This window comes from Nocardia sp. NPDC003999 (genome assembly GCF_053604885.1).
In genome coordinates, this window is sequence record NZ_JBSGIB010000020.1 from 59,514 (window position 1) to 78,287 (window position 18,774).

The window sequence follows — 18,774 nt, forward strand, 5'->3', positions numbered from 1 at the left end:
CCACTCCGGCTAACCGAGCAGCTCGTCGACATAGCACCAGCGCCACGCCTCTCCCGGCTCCACACTGCGCATCACCGGATGCCCGCTGGCGCCGTAGTGCTTGGTCGCGTGATTGCCCGGAGAAGAGTCGCAGCAGGCGATGTGCCCGCACGACAAGCACATCCGCAGATGCACCCACGCCAGTCCCTCCGCGAGACATTCGCCGCATTCGTCCGGCCCGCCGTGCGCACGCACCAGCGGCGCGTCCCGCAGATGCGCGCAAGCGTCGTCGGCCCCCGCCGCCGCCAGCGGTTCGACCCGTTCTTCCTCGGTCTCGTCGTAGCGATCGATGATCGACTCCTCGAGATCCAACTGCGCCAGCACATGCTGCAGGATCTCGTAGTCGACGGTGCCCGAATCCCGTACGCGCAAGACGGTTTCGCGTTCGGCCTGCAACATCGCCAACCGCAGCCGCCGGTACTCCGCGGTGGGTGTCACCAGCTCCGACTCCGCCCGCCCCAACCGCTCCCAGGCGGCGTTGGCCTTCCACAGGACCCGATCACGCAACGTCTGCACCACCCCCGACGGCGTGTCCGGCGTGACTTCCCGCTCGAGAGCGGCCAAACCGGCCGCGGTCGCCTGCTGCAACACGTTGGCCTTCTGCAACGCGTCCTCGGCGCGACTGGGCGCGCGCAACCGCAGCCACCGCACCAGCCACGGCAACGACGTGCCTTGCACCAGCAGCGTTCCCGCCACCACCACCAGCGCCAGCAGCCGCAGCACGGCCAGCAACGGAGTGTCCTGCGGCAGCAGCAGCACCGCCGCCAACGTCACCACCCCCCGCATCCCCGCCCACGACACCACCACCAGATGACTCACCGGCACCGCCTCGCCACCACCGAGACTGCGCGACAACAACGACGACCCGAACACCCAGACCGGACGCGCCAGCATCGTCGCGGCCAGCACCGCCACCGCCGACCACAGCAGGGTGGCGTGGTCGAGCTCGCTGTGCCAAGCACCCTCCACGATGCCGCGCACCTGCAACCCGATCAGCACGAACACCGCGCTCTCCAGGATGAACTGGATCGTGCGCCAATTGATGCGCTCGGCGATCCGCGACGCGGCGCTCTGCCACACCGGCGCGTTGTGTCCGAGGATCATCCCGCACACGACCACCGCGATCACCCCCGAGGCGTGGATGCCCTCAGCGGGCAGATACGCCGCGAACGGCGCCAGGAACGACAACGTCGTGTCCATCACCGGGTCGGTGATCCGCCGCCGCAACATCGCCAGCAGATAGGCCACCACCACTCCCACCGCCGCGCCGCCACCGGCCGCCAGCGCGAAATCGGCGCCGGCCGCCCACACCGACACCGTGCCCACCATCGCCGCCAGCGCCGTCCGCAACGCCACCAGCGCGGTCGCGTCGTTGAACAGCGACTCGTCCTCCAGGATCGTCACGATCCGCCGCGGCATCCCGATCCGCCGCGCCACCGCCGTGGCGGCCACCGCATCCGGCGGAGCCACCACCGCACCCAGCGCGACAGCGACCGCGAACGGCACCGGCAGCAGCCACCACACCACCACCGCCACAGCGAAGGTCGTGAACAACACCAACCCCACCGACAACAACCCGATCGTGCGCGCATTCGCCCGGAAATCCACCAGCGACGTGCGGATCGCGGCGGTATACAGCAAAGGAGGCAGGAAACCGAGCAGAATGATCTCCGGCTCCAAATGGATCTCCGGCACGAACGGCAGATACGACGCCGCCACCCCGCCCACCGTCAGTACCAGCGGTTCGGAGATCCCGAACCGTCGCGCCAGCGCCGCCAACGCGGCCGCCGACGCGACGAGAACAACCAGGCCGATCGCGACATGCACGGTGAAATTCTCGCAGAGCGCACGATCGGCTATCGGCCGGCGCGGTAGATGACACGTGCACGGCCGACCGAACTAACGTGCCCGGGCGCACACACGCGCCATGCTTGTCGACGACAAGGAGGTAGACATGGAGGAGTTCGCGTCCTGGCGGGCGAACGGACGACGCCACACTCATCGCGGCCACCAGATCTTCTGGCGCGACGGAGGCGCAGGCACCCACGGGACGCTGGTGTGCATCCACGGATTTCCCACCGCGTCCTGGGACTGGCATCGGATCTGGCCGGGCCTGTGCGAACGATTCGCCAGGGTCATCGCCCCCGACATGATCGGCTTCGGCTGGTCGGCCAAACCCCGCCACTACGACTACCGCATCACCGACCAAGCCGACATCCACGAGAACCTGCTGCGGGAACAGGGCATCAGCCGGTACCACATCCTCGCCCACGACTACGGCGACACCGTCGCCCAGGAGCTTGTGGCCCGCGACGCCGAACGCCGCGACGCCGGTGACGAATCCCTGGTGATCGAGTCGGTGTGCCTGCTCAACGGCGGCTTGTTCCCCGAAACACACCGCCCCCGCCCGGTGCAGCGACTGCTGGCGAGCCCGCTCGGCCCGCTGGTCGGCGTCCTGGGCAGCGAACGCACCTTCCACCACAGCTTGGCCGCGGTATTCGGGCCCGACACCAAACCCACCGACATCGAACTGCACCAGTTCTGGCTGCTGTGGTGCAGCAGGCACGGCAAGAGCAACGGCCACAAACTCATCCGCTACATGGCCGAACGCCGCAAGCAGCGCAAGCGCTGGGTGGGCGCACTGCAGCAGGCCCAGGTCCCGGTCCGGCTCGTCGACGGCCTGTCCGATCCCGTCTCCGGCGGCCACATGGTGCACCGCTACCGCGAACTGATCACCGACCCCGATGTCGTGGAACTGTCGCGAATCGGGCACTACCCGCAACTGGAGGCACCCGAGCAGACCCTCGCGGCATTCCTGGAATTCCACGACACCCGCGTCCACAAGCCCACGGCCTGACCGATGTTGCGGACCGGCCCCGCCGGTCCGCAACATTAGGGTGTAGTCCACGACCGCGCTGGACCGCTTCCGAAACGCGTTCGCGTGGAACCGTTCTCGCGTCCCGACCGCCGATATGCGCACCGAAGGAGCCGCCGATGTCCGCCGCCGACCTGCCCCTGGAAACCATCGAACTCGACCAGTCCGGGCGGGTACTCACCGCGCGTGTGGTCGCGCCCCCGTGGAACTTCGTCACCACCGCGGTCGTCCGCGACCTCGACCTTCTCACCGCCGCGGTCGATATCGACGACACCGTGGGCGCGGTCGTGCTCACCGGAGGACTGCCCGGCCGCTTCCTCACCCATGCCGACCCCGCCGCCCTCGGCGGCATGATCGAGAAACCACGCCCCTTCGTCCCCGCTCGCGCCGCCGCACCGTTCCTGCGCGCCGCCGCTGCCGTCTTGCACGTTCCCGGCGCCACCGACCTGGTCGAACGCCACGGCGGCGGTCTCGGTGCGGGCCTGGTCTGGGGTTACCGCTGGAAACGCACCACCTTGCGGATGAACCGCTCCGGCGTCGCCTACCTCGCCGCCATCAACGGACCCGCACTCGGCGGCGGGCACGAGATCGCGCTGGCCTGCGATCTGCGCTACGCCGCCGACGCCGACCACGTGCGCTTGGGCCAGATCGAGACGCTGGCCAACCTCATTCCCGGCGGCGGCGCGACCCAACGCCTCACCCGCCTGCTCGGCGCCGCCAAAGCCATCGAGGTCACCCTCGAAGGCACGCCGTTCACCGCCCAGGAAGCGCTGCGTCTCGGCCTGGTGAACCGCGTACTGCCAGCCGAGGACCTGCTCACCGAAACCCAGGCCACCGCGGCCCGGCTGGCCGCCCGCAACCCGGTCGTCGTCGCCGAACTCAAACGCGCCGTCTACTTCGGCTCCGACAAATCCCTCTCCCGCGGCCTCGACGCCGAACAAGCCGGATTCGTCTCCGTCGGCACCACCACCGCGGCCGCCCGCACCACCAAAGCCTTCTTCGAAGACCTCGACCGCCTCGCCGACACCCCGTTCCTGGCCGACCCCCAACCCTGGCTGGACGGCACCCGCGTCGACCAAGTGAGCAAATGACCCACCTCGCGCAGGTCGCCTCCCGTGCGCAGAGGGAACACCACGCCGGTCGACCGGAAAGCGGCGACTGCTCGGGCTCTACCGCATAGAAAGTGCCGCACGACCAGCCCCATAGCGGGCAGATACTGCTCGAGCGGGGGCGGAGGGTTTGCCTAGCTCACCGCCGCCCCGCCCGCATATGGCACATTCCATCACCTGGACGGTGACCGGCATCGGTTCTGCCTCGGCAGCGCCAGGAAGCAACAGTGCCAGACCATCCCATCGGCAGATGGCGCCAGCCAACGGCGATGACGCTGCCGAACAGACGGTCCACACTCGTCAAGCGGTCGGCGCGGGTTCGCGCTCGCTGAGGTCCACACGCTCCCCGGAATCGACCGACGCCCGCGTCACCGTCACCCACGTGTTGTTCACCGCCGCCGTCCCCGAGAACATGTCGGTCACCGCCGGATCGTGCAGCAGGTTCACATTCGCGCCCGGCAGCGACGCCGCCACCGTCCACCCGACACCCGGCTCCTGATGTCCCCACCCGTGCGGGATCGCCACCGTCCCGACCCGGATATCGTCACTGACCTCCAACGGCACCACGATCGCCCCGGTGCGCGAACGCACCGTCACCGGCTCACCGTCGCACAACCCGCGCGCCGCCGCATCCTGCGGATGCATCAGCGCCGTGCAACGATCGCGCCCCTTCACCATCGACGGCACATTGTGCAGCCACGAATTGTTGCTGCGCAGATGACGGCGACCGATCAACTTCAAGTCGTAGCCGTCGGCGGGCGCGGTCACCGCCTCACCCCGCCGCGCGGCCGCGAGAACTTCACGCGCGGCCGCCACGAAATCCTCCGGCGCCACATGCACCTTCCGATCCTTCGTCCCGAGCAGCGACCGCAGCCTCGGCCGCAACGGACCCAGATCGATACCGCCCGCCGCCGCACGCGCCTTACCCACCGTCAAACCCTTGCGACCCCGCCGCAACACCCCGTACGGCCCCGCCGCCACCCCCAGCGCGGCGATCCGCACGGGGCTGACCCGATCGAACACCGCGTTGAGCACCCGCGCGGTGAGCCGCCGCGCAGGCAACGGCACCATTTCGGTGACCAACCGCGCCATGATCTGCCAATCCTCCAGCCCATCGGCGGGCGGCTCGAACACGCGCGCGTCGAAACGCAGATTGTTGCGCACACTGAACACCGGGAACAGGATGTTGACGTCCTCGCGCTCCAACGGCGAGATCGGCGGCAGGATGATGTCCGCGTGCCGCGTCGTCTCCGTGACGTACATGTCCACGGCCACATAGAAATCCAGCCCGTCCAGCGCCGCCCCCAACCGGCCGCGCTGCGGCGTGGACAACACCGGATTGCCCGCATACGTGATCATCGCGCGGATCCGGCCCGGCCCCTCGGCCGACATCTCCTGCGCCAGCGCCGCCACCGGCAACTCCGAGCGGAACGACTTGTAGGTCCCGGAGCTGTCGGTCCACGCCCCATACCCCATCGGCAGGTACTTCGCATACCGCGGCGCATCGATCGGCGGCGTCGCGAACATCTGCCCACCCGCCCGATCCAAGTTGCCCGTCACCGCGTTGATCGTGTTCACCAGCCAATGCGTCAACGTGCCGGTCACCTGCTGGCACACCCCGATCCGCGCGTACAGCACCGCCGAGGGCGCCGCCGCGTGCTCCCGAGCCAGCCCGCGAATCGTCTCCGCGTCCACTCCCGCGTACTGCGCCATCTGCTCCGGCGACGCCTCGGCCACCAGCGCACGCAACCGCTCCCAACCGGTGCTCGACGCGCGAATCGCCTTCTCGTCGCACAGATCTTCGGCGACCAGCACATGCAACATCGCCAGCAGCAGATACACATCCCCGCCCGCAGCCACCGCGACGTGCTGATCGGCCAGCCGCGCCGTCTCGGTCCGCCGCGGGTCGATCACCACGACCTTCCCACCACGCCGCCGCACGTCCCGGATCCGCTGCTTCGCATTCGGCATGGTCGTCACCGACCCGTTCGACACCGCCGGATTCGCCCCCAGGATCACCAGGCGGTCGGTCCGATCGATATCGGTCACCGGCATCAGCACATTCGAGCCGAACATCCGCCACGCGACGAACTCCTGCGGGAACTGATCGATCGACGACGCCGAGAAAAAGTTCCGCGTCAGCAGCACCGACCGCAGCAACACCGCGTACAGCACCGACGAGCTGTGCGCGGCCGGATTCCCCAGATACATGCCGATCGCGCTGTTGCCGTGCTCGCGACGCACCTCGCGCAACCGCCGACCGATCTCGTCGAATGCCTCGTCCCAGCCGATCGGCTCGAACGACGAACCCACCCGCCGCACCGGCGTCCGCAACCGATCCGGGTCATGGTGCAACCCGCCCATCGCCGTCGCCTTCGGGCAGATGTACCCCTTCGACAGCACGTCCTGCGGATTGCCCTCGATCCGCGTCACCTGGTCACCGGAGACCGTGACGAGAATTCCGCAGTGCGCCTCACACAACGTGCACTGCCGGGCAATGGTGGTAGCACTCATGAATTTTCACCTTCTGCCGGATCGCTTCCCACAGGCTATCTGGGACAGCTGCTTCCGTACAGGGATCTATGCCGGGCGGAGGCGGGCATGCAAATGCATGTCGTGCCAACCGTCCGCGTGCAACCCAGCACTGCGCCGGACACCCTCCGGCGCGAATCCCGCCTTCACCGCCGCCCGGCAGGACGCGGCATTACGCACCGAGTGCGACACCTCCAGCCGATGGAAACCCACCTCAAACGCCCACCGAGTCACCGTCTCGACCGCGGCGGGCGTCACGCCGCGGCCCCGCCATCCCGGAGCCGTCCAGTACGCGATCCCCGCCACGCCATCCGCGGGTGCCATATGCCGCAACCCGACCCTGCCCGCCACCACGTCACCGACGACGACAGCCCACTGCGGGCCGTCACCATTGCTCCACCCCGCCTGCCAGCGGGCGATCAACTCCCGCGCCTCGGCCTCGGAGACGACATCGCGAACATGCCAGCGTTGGATATCCGGATCCTGGTAGACGGCCTGGATCACCGCCGCGTCGGCGTTCGTCCAAGGCCGCAACAACACGGTCTCACCCCTCAAAGCGGGCTGCGTCCCGGCTGCGAACACTTCGGCGGCGACCACATCGGGCATCAGAGCGGACACATCCGGATTGTCACTCACACGCGCGCTCTGCCGCCACGCATTTCGTCGATCGAATCGCCGAAGACTATTCGCACCAACCTGTTTCGCACGTGACGACGCCGCGCGGCCGCCCACAGTACCCACCGGCAGGATATGCGCCGTCACCAGGCGAGGTACGGCCAGCCGCACGCCTGCGCCCGAAACGTGCTCATATCGACCCGAGCACCCCGACGGACAGCGTCTCGTTTCCCATCGTGCCCGGCCGTGGCCACTCGGTGCGCCCCACGCGGTGAGACGGCGCGGGACGTCGTGCCGGATCCGCAGCACCGCGCGGTTGCTACGTCGTGCTCTGCGCGGCGCGGTCGCTCGCTACCGGTACACCGGAGTCGAGCAGAATCGAGGCGAGCAGGTGGCGGGAGCGCGCCAGATCCGAGGCAAGCGCGTCCATTCGGTCGATCTCCGACTTCAAGATCGCTACCACCTCGGCACACGGCTCGAACCGCGGAACGGTGTCGCGGGCGCATGGCAGTACCCGCCGGATGACATCGGTGGGCAACCCGGCTGCCAGAAGAGCACGGATACGAAGAACGGTCTCGACGGTGGAGTCGTCGAATCTGCGGTAGCCGTTGCCGCCACGCGCTGCCGTCAGCAAACCCTGCCGCTCGTAATAGCGCAATGCCCTCGTGCTGCAACCAGTGCGCTGCGCTAGTTCACCGATCCGCATTCCACTCACCTCGACCTTGACCTTGACGCTGGCGTCAATGTTTACCGTAGCCCAATGCAGATCGGAATCTTCACCGGCGTGACCGACGAAAGCATCGGCCCGGCCGACCTCGCCCGGGCAGTGGAAGACCGCGGCTTCGAGTCGCTGTTCGTCGCCGAGCACACACACATACCGGTCACGGTCACCACGCCATACCCCGGTGGCGACGAGATCCCACACGACTACCACCGCAATCTCGACCCGTTCGTCACATTGTCGTTCGCAGCCGCCGCGACACAACGGCTACGGATCGGCACGGCCGTGACGCTGGTCGTCCAACGCGATCCGATCATTCTGGCCAAGGAAGTGGCGAGCCTGGACCTGGCCTCGGGAGGACGGTTCGAACTCGGCGTCGGCGTCGGCTGGCTGCGTGAAGAGATGCGCAACCACGGCACCGATCCCAGAACACGAGTTGCGCTACAGCGCGAACGACTCCTCGCGATGACAAACATCTGGACCCACCGACAAGCCGAATTCCACGGCGACTTCGTCGATTTCGACCCGCTGTACTCGTGGCCGAAGCCAGTCCAGCAGCCGCGCCCCCCGGTGTGGCTCGGCGGCTGGGGACCATCCACACACCAACGCATCCTCGACCACGCCGACGGATGGTTGGCCCCCGTCGGCCTACCACTCGACGAGCTGGCGAGGGGGATCCACGAACTACAGGCCCTCGCCGACCGCCACGGTCGAGCGCCGGTGCCGGTGATCGCGACACTGTTCCAACCACAGCGCCACCAACTGGAATACCTGGCGGAGTTGGGAATTCACCGCACATTGCTGGGCATCGTTCCAGTTCTGCCACACGATGCGGCGCTTCACGAGTTGGACCGGCTCGCCGAGGTGAGCGTCGGACCACACCGCTGAACCGACATCGAAGTCACGCCCTGTCGTCACTGTGACGATTCGAAGACGCTTCGAAGAGGAGTAGGGGAGTCGAGCTACCCGGCCGGAACTTCCACCGCGTCACCGCCGACGGCAACCACCGGCTTCGACGGCGAAAACCCCGGCAGGAATCGGTTCACAGCAGGGATCATCAGGTGGATCAGCGGTCCGATCCCGAAGGCGTAGACCAAGGTCCCCACACCGACGCTGCCGCCGAGAACCAATCCCGTCGTCAACACCGTCACCTCGATCGCCGTGCGCACCACCCACACCGATCGCCCGGTGCACCGGACCAGTCCAGTCATCAGTCCATCCCGCGGGCCCGGACCCATACCCGCGCCGATGTACAACACACTCGCCACCGCGTTCAACACGACAGCGGCCCCCATGGCACCGGCCCGCACCGCCAGCGCATCCCACGACGGCAGCCAGGCGAGCCCGGCATCGACCGACACGGCGATCACCACGACATTGCTCACCGTGCCCAGACCCGGCAACTGTCGCAGCGGAATCCAAGCCAACAGCACCGCGACACCGGTCAGTGCCGTGACGGCACCGAAACTGATCGGCACGTGCCGCGCCACACCTTGATGAAACACATCCCACGGATCCAGCCCGAGCCCCGCCCGCACCATCACCGCCATCGAGAACCCGTACAACCACAATCCGACATACAACGCGACCAACCGACGAACCAGCACCGACCCAGCGTGCCCGCAACTGGCCCCCACAACCAGAGCCAATCACCAATCACTGGACTGTGCGACGACAGCCATCCAGCAACACCACGCGGTTACACCCGCCGCACTTCCTCACCATCCCGTTCCACCAAGCCCGCCGCTAGCCCCAACGAGCCCGATCTAGGAAAATTCCAAGACTCGTCAACCAACCCACTCCAACCATCCTGGGGTAGGGGGCAGGTCCGCAACGATGCGGTCGACGTCGCCCAACCGTTCGTTCCACGACGTCGCCGACCAACCATCCACTGCCGCAGAGCGTCATACGTCGACGGCATATTTGCCAAGATCTTCGTATCGGCGCGCACCTGGCTACGCAATACGTCACAGTGACAAAATGGCGGTGCGAAATCTGTACGCAGCAGGTTATGCAATAAGGTCACTCCCGGAATCGCAGCAGAAGCCCGGCAGCCCTTGAACTCACCGAATCGTTCTCGCCTTACCGGATCGGACAGACAGACAACGAATACGCCGCACAATCACTGCTGCGAACCGCCCCAAAATTGCGCCGATAATCAACATTATGTCAACTAGAGGACTGGTAACCGCTCCTCCGGTTCGAAGAACCCTCATCTCCCCGGCGCATCCAAGTGAGACGTGTCGGCGAGGCTGAGCATCGCGCGGTTGCGAACGGCACGAAACCGCCACCCTCCACCGGCAGCATCATCCACGTGGTGATGACGAAGGCCAGCGCGTAGCCGTGCGTTACGACGATGTGGTCGTGGTCGGTGTCCGCGCCGGTTCGCGACTCGGCGCCGGGCCCAACCCCGAAATATGACCCGGCGTCGAGGAGGCGGATTCAAGCCAGCAAGTCCGCGAGTTCCGCGTGCAGATCCAGCAACGTGGAAATCTGACCGGCCGGACGGCGGCCCATACCGCACTCGGTGGCGATGCCGAACTCGCCGACCACCGAGCGGGCAGCTTCGATCCGTGCCAGCGCGCCGGCACGGCCGTCGGTCGCGTGCACCAGCCCGAGGTGCAAGTCCGTTCCAGATGGCAAAACAAGATCGGCGAGAGGCTTGAAATAGTCGGCATCGGTACGCGAGCGCGGAACCGGCAGGTGAATCCAGTCGACCCGCCGCTCCAGCCCGCCCAGGATACGGCCGGCGACCGCAGCCAGCTTGCCGGTATCGGCGGGTTCGGCGAAGTGCCGGTGACCGAAATCGCCATAGCAGAGGTGATAACCAAGATCTACCGACTCGGGCACAGCACCGCCCAACCGAACGAGCCGCCGCCCCACTTCCTCGAGCTGCGTCGGGTAGTCGGAGCCGAACCACGACGGGAAGACGCCCTCGAAGATCGCGAACTCCACCGCGGCATCCCACTGCACCGCAAGATCTTCCGCCGGAATCGTGCCGAGGATGACGGCGAGTTCGTCCAGCAGCCGCGCCTCGTACCTGCGCTCCAACTCGCCCTGCGGACCCGCGACGAACGCACCGATCACCGCGATAGGCGTTGGCAAGCTCACCTGGAACCGAATGCCCGCGGGGATCGTCCCGTCCTCACGCAGCCGGTGGAAGACTCGCCAGGATTCCAGCGCCGCCTCCGCGTAACCCAAGGGACCGAAGTCGATCGACGCCGGGTCCACGCCGGGCTTGGGCCGCACCCGCTCGCTCGGCCCGTACTCGGGGCTCGGCGGCGGAATGGTTTCCAGATCCGGATGCGCCTGCATCTTGGGCAACTGCCACACTACCCAGTTGTCCCGAACTCCGGTCTCCCCATCCGGAATGCGCTTCAAGTGCTTGCCGATTCGCCGCGCCGCCTCGGTGAAGACTGTTTCCGCATCCGCCAACGGCACACTGCCGCACAGATGAACTCCGCGCCCCTCACCCACCACAACCTCCTCCGCAGGGCCTACCACTGGTTGAGCCGATCTGATCGAAACCAGACATTTGCCACGCTCCGTCCAGACGTCCGGATCGAGATATAGCTATCGATCATCTAGCGCTATGCGATGCAGCGTATGCGCGGAGTGCGAAGTGAGATCCCCAGGTCTGGGAACCATCGGCGATAGGTTCACTGGCCGAACACTCCTCCTTCCGGCTTGCCGGTCATGGCGCTGCGCAACGAGAATCAGGCCCGCCGACTTGTTCTTCTCGATCGCCCCGGAGGTTCGTCGCCATCTGCGAACTACTCGTTCTCGTCAACGGACTACCAGGCTCCGGGAAGTCCACCTTGGCTCCGGCGCTGGCGCTCGAACTCGGTGCGCACTTGATCACGCGGGACGCCATCAAAGAGGCGCTGGGCTCAGGGCTCGATCACACCGCGGTACTACCGAATATCGGGGCGATCGCGACAGAGGCCGCTTGGGCGCTGGCCGCCGCGCTTCCCGGTGTCGCGCTGATCGACTCGTGGTGGTTCAAACCCCGAGATGCGCGCTACGCCGCCAACGGCATCGTGAAGTCGGGCGCGACGCGAGCAGTGGAGGTCTGGTGCTCGGTTCCGCCGGAGCTCGCCCGCGACCGATACCGCGGCCGTACACGTGCCGCCGTGTACCACGACGACGCGCACCTCGCGCACGACTGGGACCGCTGGGCGCGCCTGGCCGAACCGCTCGCGCTCACGCCGGTCGTCGCCGTCGACACCACCGGCCCGGTCGACGGATCCGACCTCGCGCGCCGGATCATGGCCGCAGCGACTGTTGCCATCGGCGACGTCCTCTAGAACTGGATTCACATCACGCCTGGTCCCCCGGCCTCGATGTTGCTCTGGTTTGAGTCCGGCTGGGTCGGAACTTCGGTGGTAGGTGGGAATCATGCATATATACGCAAAGGAACGTATCGCAATTTTTTTCCTCACGCGCTAATGCACGTGCACCACGGATCGTTTCAAGCGACGCTGATGATGTCGCGAGGTATGCATGAACGGTTCTCACGCCCGCATCCCGCGCTGAACCGGATTGTCCACCTACAGAACGTTTTACGCATCGCCACGACTCTTACCAGCACTCCCCTACCTCATTTCCGCGCAAGCCCGAACGCCGGACACGCTTCCCGCACGACTTCCGACCTCGCACAGCGGCATTCGCGAACCGATAGCAAGCTGAACTAACGTTCGAATCGTGCTTGGACATTCACATGCGACCAGTGGCGCGTTGGCCTGGTCGGCGGCAGCGGCGACGCTACCGGTCACGATTTTGACGTTTCCGGCTCTCCAGGATGCGACGGGACACCTCGGTACCGTCGATCTGCTGCTCGGCGTCTTTCTCACGGCCGGGGCCGCACTGCTGCCAGACGCGGACCACCCCGACGGGACCATCTCGCACACTTTGGGTCCGATCACGCACACCGCATGCAGGCTCATCTCCTGGGCCTCCGGCGGCCATCGCGGCGCCACGCACTCCCTGGCCTTCGTCGCGGCCGCTGCCTACGGCACGTGGGCCGGCGAGCACTGGCTCGGGCACTGGTTCACCCTGAGCCTGGTTTTCTTCCTCCTCGCCCTGGCTGTGCGCGCACTGCATCTGTGCCCGTCCGGCAACAACTTCAAGGCATGGGGACCGATCGTCGTGCTCGCCTCCGCCGGCACGTTCGCCATGGAGCATTGGATCGCCGACAAGCCGGTCTGGCTGCCGTTCGCGGTCGGACTCGGCGCACTGGCCCACCTGCTCGGCGACTGCCTCACCGAGCGCGGCTGCCGCCTGTTCTGGCCCTTCGGCCTACGAGTCAGCCTTCCCGTCATCGAGCGCACCGGGAACAAGGTCGAAACCTTCATCATCGCACCGCTTTTCACGGTCGGTACCCTGGCAATTCTCTGGTACACCATCACCCACCAGCCCTGACGTCTCGATGCCGCTGCCCAGGCCGCCGCGCTCCCGGCGGCGCGATTGCCGCGACAGGCGGCCTGGGCAGCAGCGTGAGAGGCCGCCCGTTCCGCTCCGCGTAGTCGTCGCCGATCTCGCGCGCTCCCCTCCCCCTTCAATGCTGCTTTGGTCTGTCGGGTTGAGTGAGGCGGGCTGGAATGATGAGGGTAAAATTCGTAGATGCGCATATCTACGTATCGACATGTTTTTACGCGCAGTCCGTACGCATCCGTCCTTGGACCTCCGCCTCCGCCCATAAGCGGTCCCCGACCGCGCACCGTTTCTCGGAGACCTCCGCACTCCCCCGGCTACCCTGATGCCATGCTCGCCTCGACCATGCAGCCGCAACGCTGGACACCACCGCGCTCCCCCGCACGAGCGCATCAAACTCGTAGTGCTCCACCTCTTCCCGACATCCGGCGCCTCGAGCTGCCTGGTGCCGGCCCGGAAGATGTCGTCCTCTCCCCCGACGGCAGGATCATCGCGGGCGTCGAAGGCGGTGCGGTCCTCAGCATCGATCCGGCGACCGGCGACGTCCGCGAACTCGCGAACACTGGAGGCCGCCCGCTCGGTCTGCACGCCGACGCCGACGGGCGCGTGCTGATCTGCGATTTCGAACGTGGACTGCTGGAGCTGGACGCCGAGGGCGGGCTGAACGTCCTGGTCGACGAAATCGACGGCGAGCGACTACGGTTCGCCAGCAATGTGGTGCGCGATGCCGACGGCACGATCTACTTCTCGGCGTCGTCGCGCCGGTATTCGCTCGACGAGTACATGGGTGACATCCTGGAGCACTCCGGCACGGGTCGCCTGTTCCGCCGGGACCCCGCGGGCAACGTGGAGACGCTCATCGACGATCTGCAATTCGCCAACGGCGTGGTCCTGGCACCCGATCGCTCCAGCGTGGTCGTCGCGGAGACCGGCGGCTACCGTCTCACGCGCTATTGGCTGACCGGCCCGAAGGCGGGAAAGCAGGAACGTTTGATCGAGAATCTGCCCGGATTCCCGGACAACCTCGGCCTCGGCAGCGACGGCCTGATCTGGATCACGCTTCCTTCGCCGCGTAATCCGTTGCTGGATCGCCTGCTTCCGCTGCCTGGCATTCTGCGGCGCATCGTGTGGACGCTGCCGAAGTGGGTGCAGCCGAAGCCTGCGCGGACGGTGTGGGTGCTGGCGGTCGATTTCGACGGCAACGTCGTGCACGACCTTCAGGTCGAGGGCACCGACTATTCGATGGTGACCGGCGTGGTCGAGCAGGACGGCGTGCTGTATCTGGGCAGTCTCACCGAGGCGGCGGTGGCCGTGTCGCGGGTGCCGTAGGGTTCATTTTTCAGTGCACACTTGTACACTGAGGTTGTGACGGAGGATGTGCCCCAGCGGCAAGCGGAGGTCAGGGCGCTGGCCCGGCTGGCCGGTGACGAACTCGGCGGTGCGGTCGACGGGATCGCGGCCGTGCACCGGGCGATCGCGCAGCGCGTGTTCGCGGCGGTGCGGTGGGGCGTGGGGCCTGCGGCGGCTCCGGTCGAGTTGATGCACGATGCGATCGCGCAGAGCGTCTACCGCGTGGTCGGTGGATCCGCGGTGGCGGCGGGCATGGTCGCGGAACGGGCAGCGGATCTGCCCGGCGTCGCACCGTCACGCACGGTGTACGGCTCGGGATTGCTGGCCGCGCTGCAGGGTTTGATCGGTGATGATCTCGAACGGACGCGGCCGATTCTGGCCGGGCCGATGACGTTCCGGATCGACGGCGCTCCCGTGCCCGCGGAGCTCGTCGGTGCGCGCGTTCAACGGCCCGCCGCGCACATCGTGGTGTTCTTGCACGGCTTGGTGGAAACCGAGCACGCGTGGGGTCTGGGCGGCGGGCCGACCTATGCCGAGCGTCTGGAGTCCGATACGGGATGCACGTCGTTGCAGGTCCGGTACAACACCGGTCTGCATATCTCGGAGAACGCGGCGCAGTTCAGCGAGCTGATGCAGGGCTTGGTCGACGGGTGGCCGGTGCCGATCGAGCGGGTGTCGCTGGTAGGTCATTCGATGGGTGGGTTGGTCGCCCGGGGTGCGTGCTTTGTGGCGAGTGAAGCCGGGGTGCCGTGGGTGCGGCGGGTGCGCCACGTGGTGTGCCTGGGTTCACCGCATATGGGCGCGCCGCTGGAGCAGTTGGTGCATTACGCGTCGGCGGCGCTGGTGCGGTTTCCGGAAACTCGTCCGTTCGGGCGGCTGTTGCGTCGCCGCAGCGCGGGTATCCGGGACCTTCGGGACGGCTCCCTGGTGGACGAGGATTGGCGTGATCTGGACGCCGATGCGCTGCGTCGCCGGGCGGTTCGGGAGGTTCCGCTGCTGCGGGACGCGGAGCATTATTTCGTTACCGCCACGGTCACGAGGAATTCGCGGCATCCGCTGGGGCGTGTGATCGGTGACGGGCTGGTTCTCACACCGAGTGGTGGGGGCCGGGCTCGGACCCGGCGCATCGGGTTCGATGTCGACAAGGGTATGCATGTCGCGTCGGCGCATCACTTCACGTTGCTCAGTCACGCGGCGGTCTACCGCGCGTTGCGTACCTGGTTGGCCTCGGAATCGGCTGGGTCCGATGAAGTTTCTCGCTGAACTCCCGGCGGGGCAGGGCGTGGCCGTGCCCCGCCTCGGCGTTCAGAGAAGGTCTTCGGGGTCGGCGTCGGCTTCGAGGCGCACGTCTTCGGCGAAGCGGCTTTCGGTTTCGGCGTCGTCGTGCTCGGTGTGGGCGGCGTAGAGCAGCAGGCAGCCGCGGATACCGTCGAGGAGGTCTTCCAAGAGGTCGAGAGCGGGGCGGGCGGGGTCGAGTCGGCTGATGCGGAAGCTGGTGAGCATTGCTTCGCGGGTGTCGGCGTCGACGCCGAATCGGTGGGCTTGGGCTTCGATGTCGGCGACGCGGGCGACGAGGCTCCAGGGGGCCGGGACGCGGCCTTCGTGGACGGCCATCGCTTCGGCGATCAGGTCGAGGACGACTTCGGTCGGGGTGTCGCCTGCGGCGAGTCGTTCGAGGACGAGGGTGGGTGTCTCGACTTGGAGTGCTTCGATGTCGTCGGCTTCGGCGACGACATCGGTGGTGGCTACGTTCGCGGCCTCGCCTGCGACTTCGGCGGCGGCGTAGAGCCAGTGTGCCGCGGCGACGGAGGCGGAGGCGGGGTCGAGTTCGGTGAACAGTTCGATGCTGCCGAGTGGGTCGTTGCGCAGGAGTGCGTCGGCGGCGTGGACCTGGGCCGGGGATACGTCGGGGCGGGACAGTTCGACGGCTTGGCGGGCGCGGCCGGAGAGGTCGCCGCGTTCGGCGGATTCGATGGCTTCCTGTTCGGTGCGTACCTCGGCGGCGACGGTTTCGAGCAGGGCGGCGTGGTCGATGTCGTGCAGGGTGCGGCCGATGCGGTGGGCGGATTCGACGACGCCGCTGTAGGAGACGAGCAGTCCTTCGTCGGTGGGCAGGTGGGGATTGCGCAGTCCGGCTTCGACTTCTTTGAAGTTGCGGCGTTCTTCGGCGCGGCGCCATGCTTCGCTGTTGGGGACGTCGGGGTCGCCCGCGGCGCTGGCGGGGTGGGTGTAGGTGCGCCATTGGAACCGCGAGAGGGTGGTGAGGTTCGACGCCAGATCGGTTGCCTGGTCCGTGGTCACCTGCGGGGGCAGGGTGGCCACCGTCTGGGCGAGGTCGCCTCGTCCGGTCGCCCAGGTGGCGACGAGGGCGGCGCGGTCGGCATCGAATGCGTATCTGGTCACCTGGGCAAGTCTGGTCGATCGGCGGCGGATGCGCTCGGTCAATTGATTCGCTTGTGTGATGTTGTGCGGCGTTTCCTGGGGACGCGCTGGGCGGATGGGGCTATGACTGTCGATCATGGTGATCCGGGCGGCGGCTCTTCGGCAGCCGAGGCGGCGAGAACTATTGCGGCCGGGTCGAATACCGCGAGGTCGGCGAGTGCGGCGGAGGATGGTTCGCCGTGGGCGTGGAGTTGGCGCGGCGGTCGGGGTCGGGGTGGGCCCGGATTGTGACGGTTGTGGGATCTACGACACGCGAGTTCTTCCCCCGATCGCCAGCAATCTCACAGTTACGCTACGGCGATGCGTACACGCACTCACCGGCGCGGGTTCGCCGCGTTGTCGGCCGCTGCGGCGATGCTGATGGCTTCGGGGGTTTCCGCTGCTCAGCCGGGCCGGGAGTTGCCCGCGTTCGGTAGGGATTTCTTGTGGGGCGTGGCGTCGTCGGGGTTTCAGTCCGAGGGTCATGCGCCGGACAGCAACTGGTCGCGTTTCATCGCGTCGGGTGGGACGGCGGATCCGTATCTGGATTCGGTGGACTTCGCTCGCCGCTATCTCACCGATATCGATCTGGCGGCGCGGCTGGGTGTGCGGGTGTATCGGGTGGGTATCGAGTGGGCGCGGTTGCAGCCGGCGCCGCATGCCTGGGATGAGGCGGCGTTCGGGTTCTACGACGATGTGATCGCCCGGATCGTCGCGGCGGGGATGCGGCCGATGCTGACGTTGGATCACTGGGTGTATCCGGGGTGGGCGGTGGATCGGGGCGGGTGGCGCGATCCGGGCATGGTGGAGGATTGGCTGGCGAACATGCGCAAGGTGGTGCAGCGGTATGCCTCGCGTGATCCGCTGTGGGTGACGTTCAACGAGCCTGTGGCGTATGTCGGCACCGAGTTGCGCACGGGCGGGATCGGTGTCGATGAGGCGCCGGTGATGCTGGATCGGATCGCGCAGGCGCACAACGAGATCTACGACGTCATCCACGGTTATCGGCCGGGTGCTCAGGTGACCAGCAATCTGGGGTATGTGGCGGGTGCGGAGACGGAGGTGAATCAGCCGATCGTGGACCGGATTTCGGCGAAGTTGGACTTCATCGGTCTGGACTATTACTTCGCTCCGTTGCCGCAGACCGGGGAGGCGGCGCAGGGCGGTGCGGAGGGGGGTCCGCCGATGTGGGAGCTGCCGGTGCATCCGGAGGGTATCTACTACGCGTTGCGGCATTACGCGCGCCGGTTTCCGGGGCGGCCGCTGTATGTGGTGGAGAACGGGCTTCCGACGGAGAACGGGCAGGTGCGCCCGGATGGGTATACCCGCGCCGATCATCTGCGGGACACGGTGTATTGGTTGCAGCGGGCGAAGGCCGATGGGATGAATGTGGTCGGCTACAACTATTGGAGTCTGACGGACAACTATGAGTGGGGTTCCTACGCGCCGCGGTTCGGGCTCTATACGGTCGATGTGCTGACCGATCCGACGTTGGCGCGCCGCCCGACCGATGGGGTCGACGCGTATGCCCGGCTGATCCGCGCGGGTGGTGTGGCGCCGGATTATCGGCCGACGCGGGCTCCGGTTCCCTGTGTCCACATCGATGCGGCGGAGACCTGTGTCGGGGAGGATCCGGCCTAGCGCGGTTGTCGCCGGGTGGTGGTGGGGTTCCGGTAACG

15 protein-coding genes are annotated in these 18,774 nt (G+C 67.0%); 8 read left to right on the forward strand and 7 right to left on the reverse strand.

Going from position 1 to position 18,774, the window contains the following annotated elements; genetic code table 11:
* Positions 1-9: 9 nt before the first annotated feature.
* Positions 10-1,866 carry a Na+/H+ antiporter gene (locus ACWESM_RS29320; protein ID WP_452494498.1) on the reverse strand — a complete coding sequence of 619 codons (1,857 nt, stop codon included), beginning with the start codon at positions 1,864-1,866 and terminating at the stop codon, positions 10-12.
* A gap of 127 nt (positions 1,867-1,993) precedes the next feature.
* Here ACWESM_RS29320 and ACWESM_RS29325 point away from each other — a divergent pair, with 127 nt between their 5' ends.
* Positions 1,994-2,896, forward strand: coding sequence for an alpha/beta fold hydrolase (locus ACWESM_RS29325; protein ID WP_452494500.1), 903 nt, complete (start codon positions 1,994-1,996; stop codon positions 2,894-2,896).
* Positions 2,897-3,033: 137 nt separating this feature from the next.
* The gene (locus ACWESM_RS29330; protein WP_355078016.1) at positions 3,034-4,005 is read left to right on the forward strand and encodes an enoyl-CoA hydratase/isomerase family protein; all 972 of its coding nucleotides are present in this window, start codon (positions 3,034-3,036) and stop codon (positions 4,003-4,005) included.
* 318 nt (positions 4,006-4,323) lie between these two features.
* Here the strand turns inward: ACWESM_RS29330 and ACWESM_RS29335 are convergent, their stop codons facing one another.
* The 3 genes from ACWESM_RS29335 to ACWESM_RS29345 all read right to left on the reverse strand — a co-directional run bounded on the left by ACWESM_RS29335 (position 4,324) and on the right by ACWESM_RS29345 (position 7,876).
* Positions 4,324-6,537, reverse strand: coding sequence for a molybdopterin oxidoreductase family protein (locus ACWESM_RS29335; protein WP_452494502.1), 2,214 nt, complete (start codon positions 6,535-6,537; stop codon positions 4,324-4,326).
* Positions 6,538-6,603: 66 nt separating this feature from the next.
* The gene (locus ACWESM_RS29340) at positions 6,604-7,173 is read right to left on the reverse strand and encodes a GNAT family N-acetyltransferase (protein WP_364435022.1); all 570 of its coding nucleotides are present in this window, start codon (positions 7,171-7,173) and stop codon (positions 6,604-6,606) included.
* Positions 7,174-7,489: 316 nt separating this feature from the next.
* A complete protein-coding gene (locus ACWESM_RS29345) occupies positions 7,490-7,876 on the reverse strand; it encodes a MerR family transcriptional regulator (RefSeq protein ID WP_355078020.1) in 387 nt (128 codons plus the stop codon).
* A gap of 54 nt (positions 7,877-7,930) precedes the next feature.
* Between ACWESM_RS29345 and ACWESM_RS29350 the strand changes: the two genes are divergently transcribed.
* A complete protein-coding gene (locus tag ACWESM_RS29350; RefSeq protein ID WP_364435017.1) occupies positions 7,931-8,779 on the forward strand; it encodes an LLM class F420-dependent oxidoreductase in 849 nt (282 codons plus the stop codon).
* A 74-nt stretch (positions 8,780-8,853) separates the two neighbouring features.
* Here the strand turns inward: ACWESM_RS29350 and yczE are convergent, their stop codons facing one another.
* On the reverse strand, positions 8,854-9,498 hold the full coding sequence (gene yczE / locus ACWESM_RS29355; RefSeq protein ID WP_452494505.1) for a membrane protein YczE: 645 nt from the start codon (positions 9,496-9,498) through the stop codon (positions 8,854-8,856).
* A gap of 835 nt (positions 9,499-10,333) precedes the next feature.
* Entirely contained in the window at positions 10,334-11,368 is a 1,035-nt protein-coding gene (locus ACWESM_RS29360) for a hypothetical protein (protein ID WP_397276504.1), read from the reverse strand.
* A 287-nt stretch (positions 11,369-11,655) separates the two neighbouring features.
* On the opposite strand from ACWESM_RS29360, the gene ACWESM_RS29365 reads away from it, so the two are divergent.
* From ACWESM_RS29365 to ACWESM_RS29380, 4 genes are all read left to right on the forward strand, one after another.
* Positions 11,656-12,198 carry an AAA family ATPase gene (locus tag ACWESM_RS29365; protein WP_452494560.1) on the forward strand — a complete coding sequence of 181 codons (543 nt, stop codon included), beginning with the start codon at positions 11,656-11,658 and terminating at the stop codon, positions 12,196-12,198.
* A gap of 397 nt (positions 12,199-12,595) precedes the next feature.
* A complete protein-coding gene (locus ACWESM_RS29370; RefSeq protein WP_452494507.1) occupies positions 12,596-13,312 on the forward strand; it encodes a metal-dependent hydrolase in 717 nt (238 codons plus the stop codon).
* 342 nt (positions 13,313-13,654) lie between these two features.
* Complete coding sequence (locus tag ACWESM_RS29375; RefSeq protein ID WP_364435007.1) at positions 13,655-14,653, forward strand: SMP-30/gluconolactonase/LRE family protein; 999 nt, start codon at positions 13,655-13,657, stop codon at positions 14,651-14,653.
* A 36-nt stretch (positions 14,654-14,689) separates the two neighbouring features.
* A complete protein-coding gene (locus tag ACWESM_RS29380; RefSeq protein WP_452494509.1) occupies positions 14,690-15,937 on the forward strand; it encodes an esterase/lipase family protein in 1,248 nt (415 codons plus the stop codon).
* A 42-nt stretch (positions 15,938-15,979) separates the two neighbouring features.
* Here the strand turns inward: ACWESM_RS29380 and ACWESM_RS29385 are convergent, their stop codons facing one another.
* The gene (locus tag ACWESM_RS29385) at positions 15,980-17,077 is read right to left on the reverse strand and encodes a hypothetical protein (RefSeq protein ID WP_355078027.1); all 1,098 of its coding nucleotides are present in this window, start codon (positions 17,075-17,077) and stop codon (positions 15,980-15,982) included.
* A gap of 339 nt (positions 17,078-17,416) precedes the next feature.
* Here ACWESM_RS29385 and ACWESM_RS29390 point away from each other — a divergent pair, with 339 nt between their 5' ends.
* Entirely contained in the window at positions 17,417-18,736 is a 1,320-nt protein-coding gene (locus ACWESM_RS29390; protein WP_452494511.1) for a family 1 glycosylhydrolase, read from the forward strand.
* Positions 18,737-18,774 lie beyond the last annotated feature (38 nt).

Coding starts and splice junctions, on each gene's coding strand:
- ACWESM_RS29330 (WP_355078016.1), top strand. CDS start 3,034: ATGTCCGCCGCCGACCTGCCCCTGGAAACCATCGAACTCGACCAGTCC.
- ACWESM_RS29325 (WP_452494500.1), top strand. CDS start 1,994: ATGGAGGAGTTCGCGTCCTGGCGGGCGAACGGACGACGCCACACTCAT.
- ACWESM_RS29390 (WP_452494511.1), top strand. CDS start 17,417: ATGCGTACACGCACTCACCGGCGCGGGTTCGCCGCGTTGTCGGCCGCT.
- ACWESM_RS29350 (WP_364435017.1), top strand. CDS start 7,931: ATGCAGATCGGAATCTTCACCGGCGTGACCGACGAAAGCATCGGCCCG.
- ACWESM_RS29335 (WP_452494502.1), bottom strand. CDS start 6,537: ATGAGTGCTACCACCATTGCCCGGCAGTGCACGTTGTGTGAGGCGCAC.
- ACWESM_RS29375 (WP_364435007.1), top strand. CDS start 13,655: ATGCTCGCCTCGACCATGCAGCCGCAACGCTGGACACCACCGCGCTCC.
- ACWESM_RS29345 (WP_355078020.1), bottom strand. CDS start 7,876: ATGCGGATCGGTGAACTAGCGCAGCGCACTGGTTGCAGCACGAGGGCA.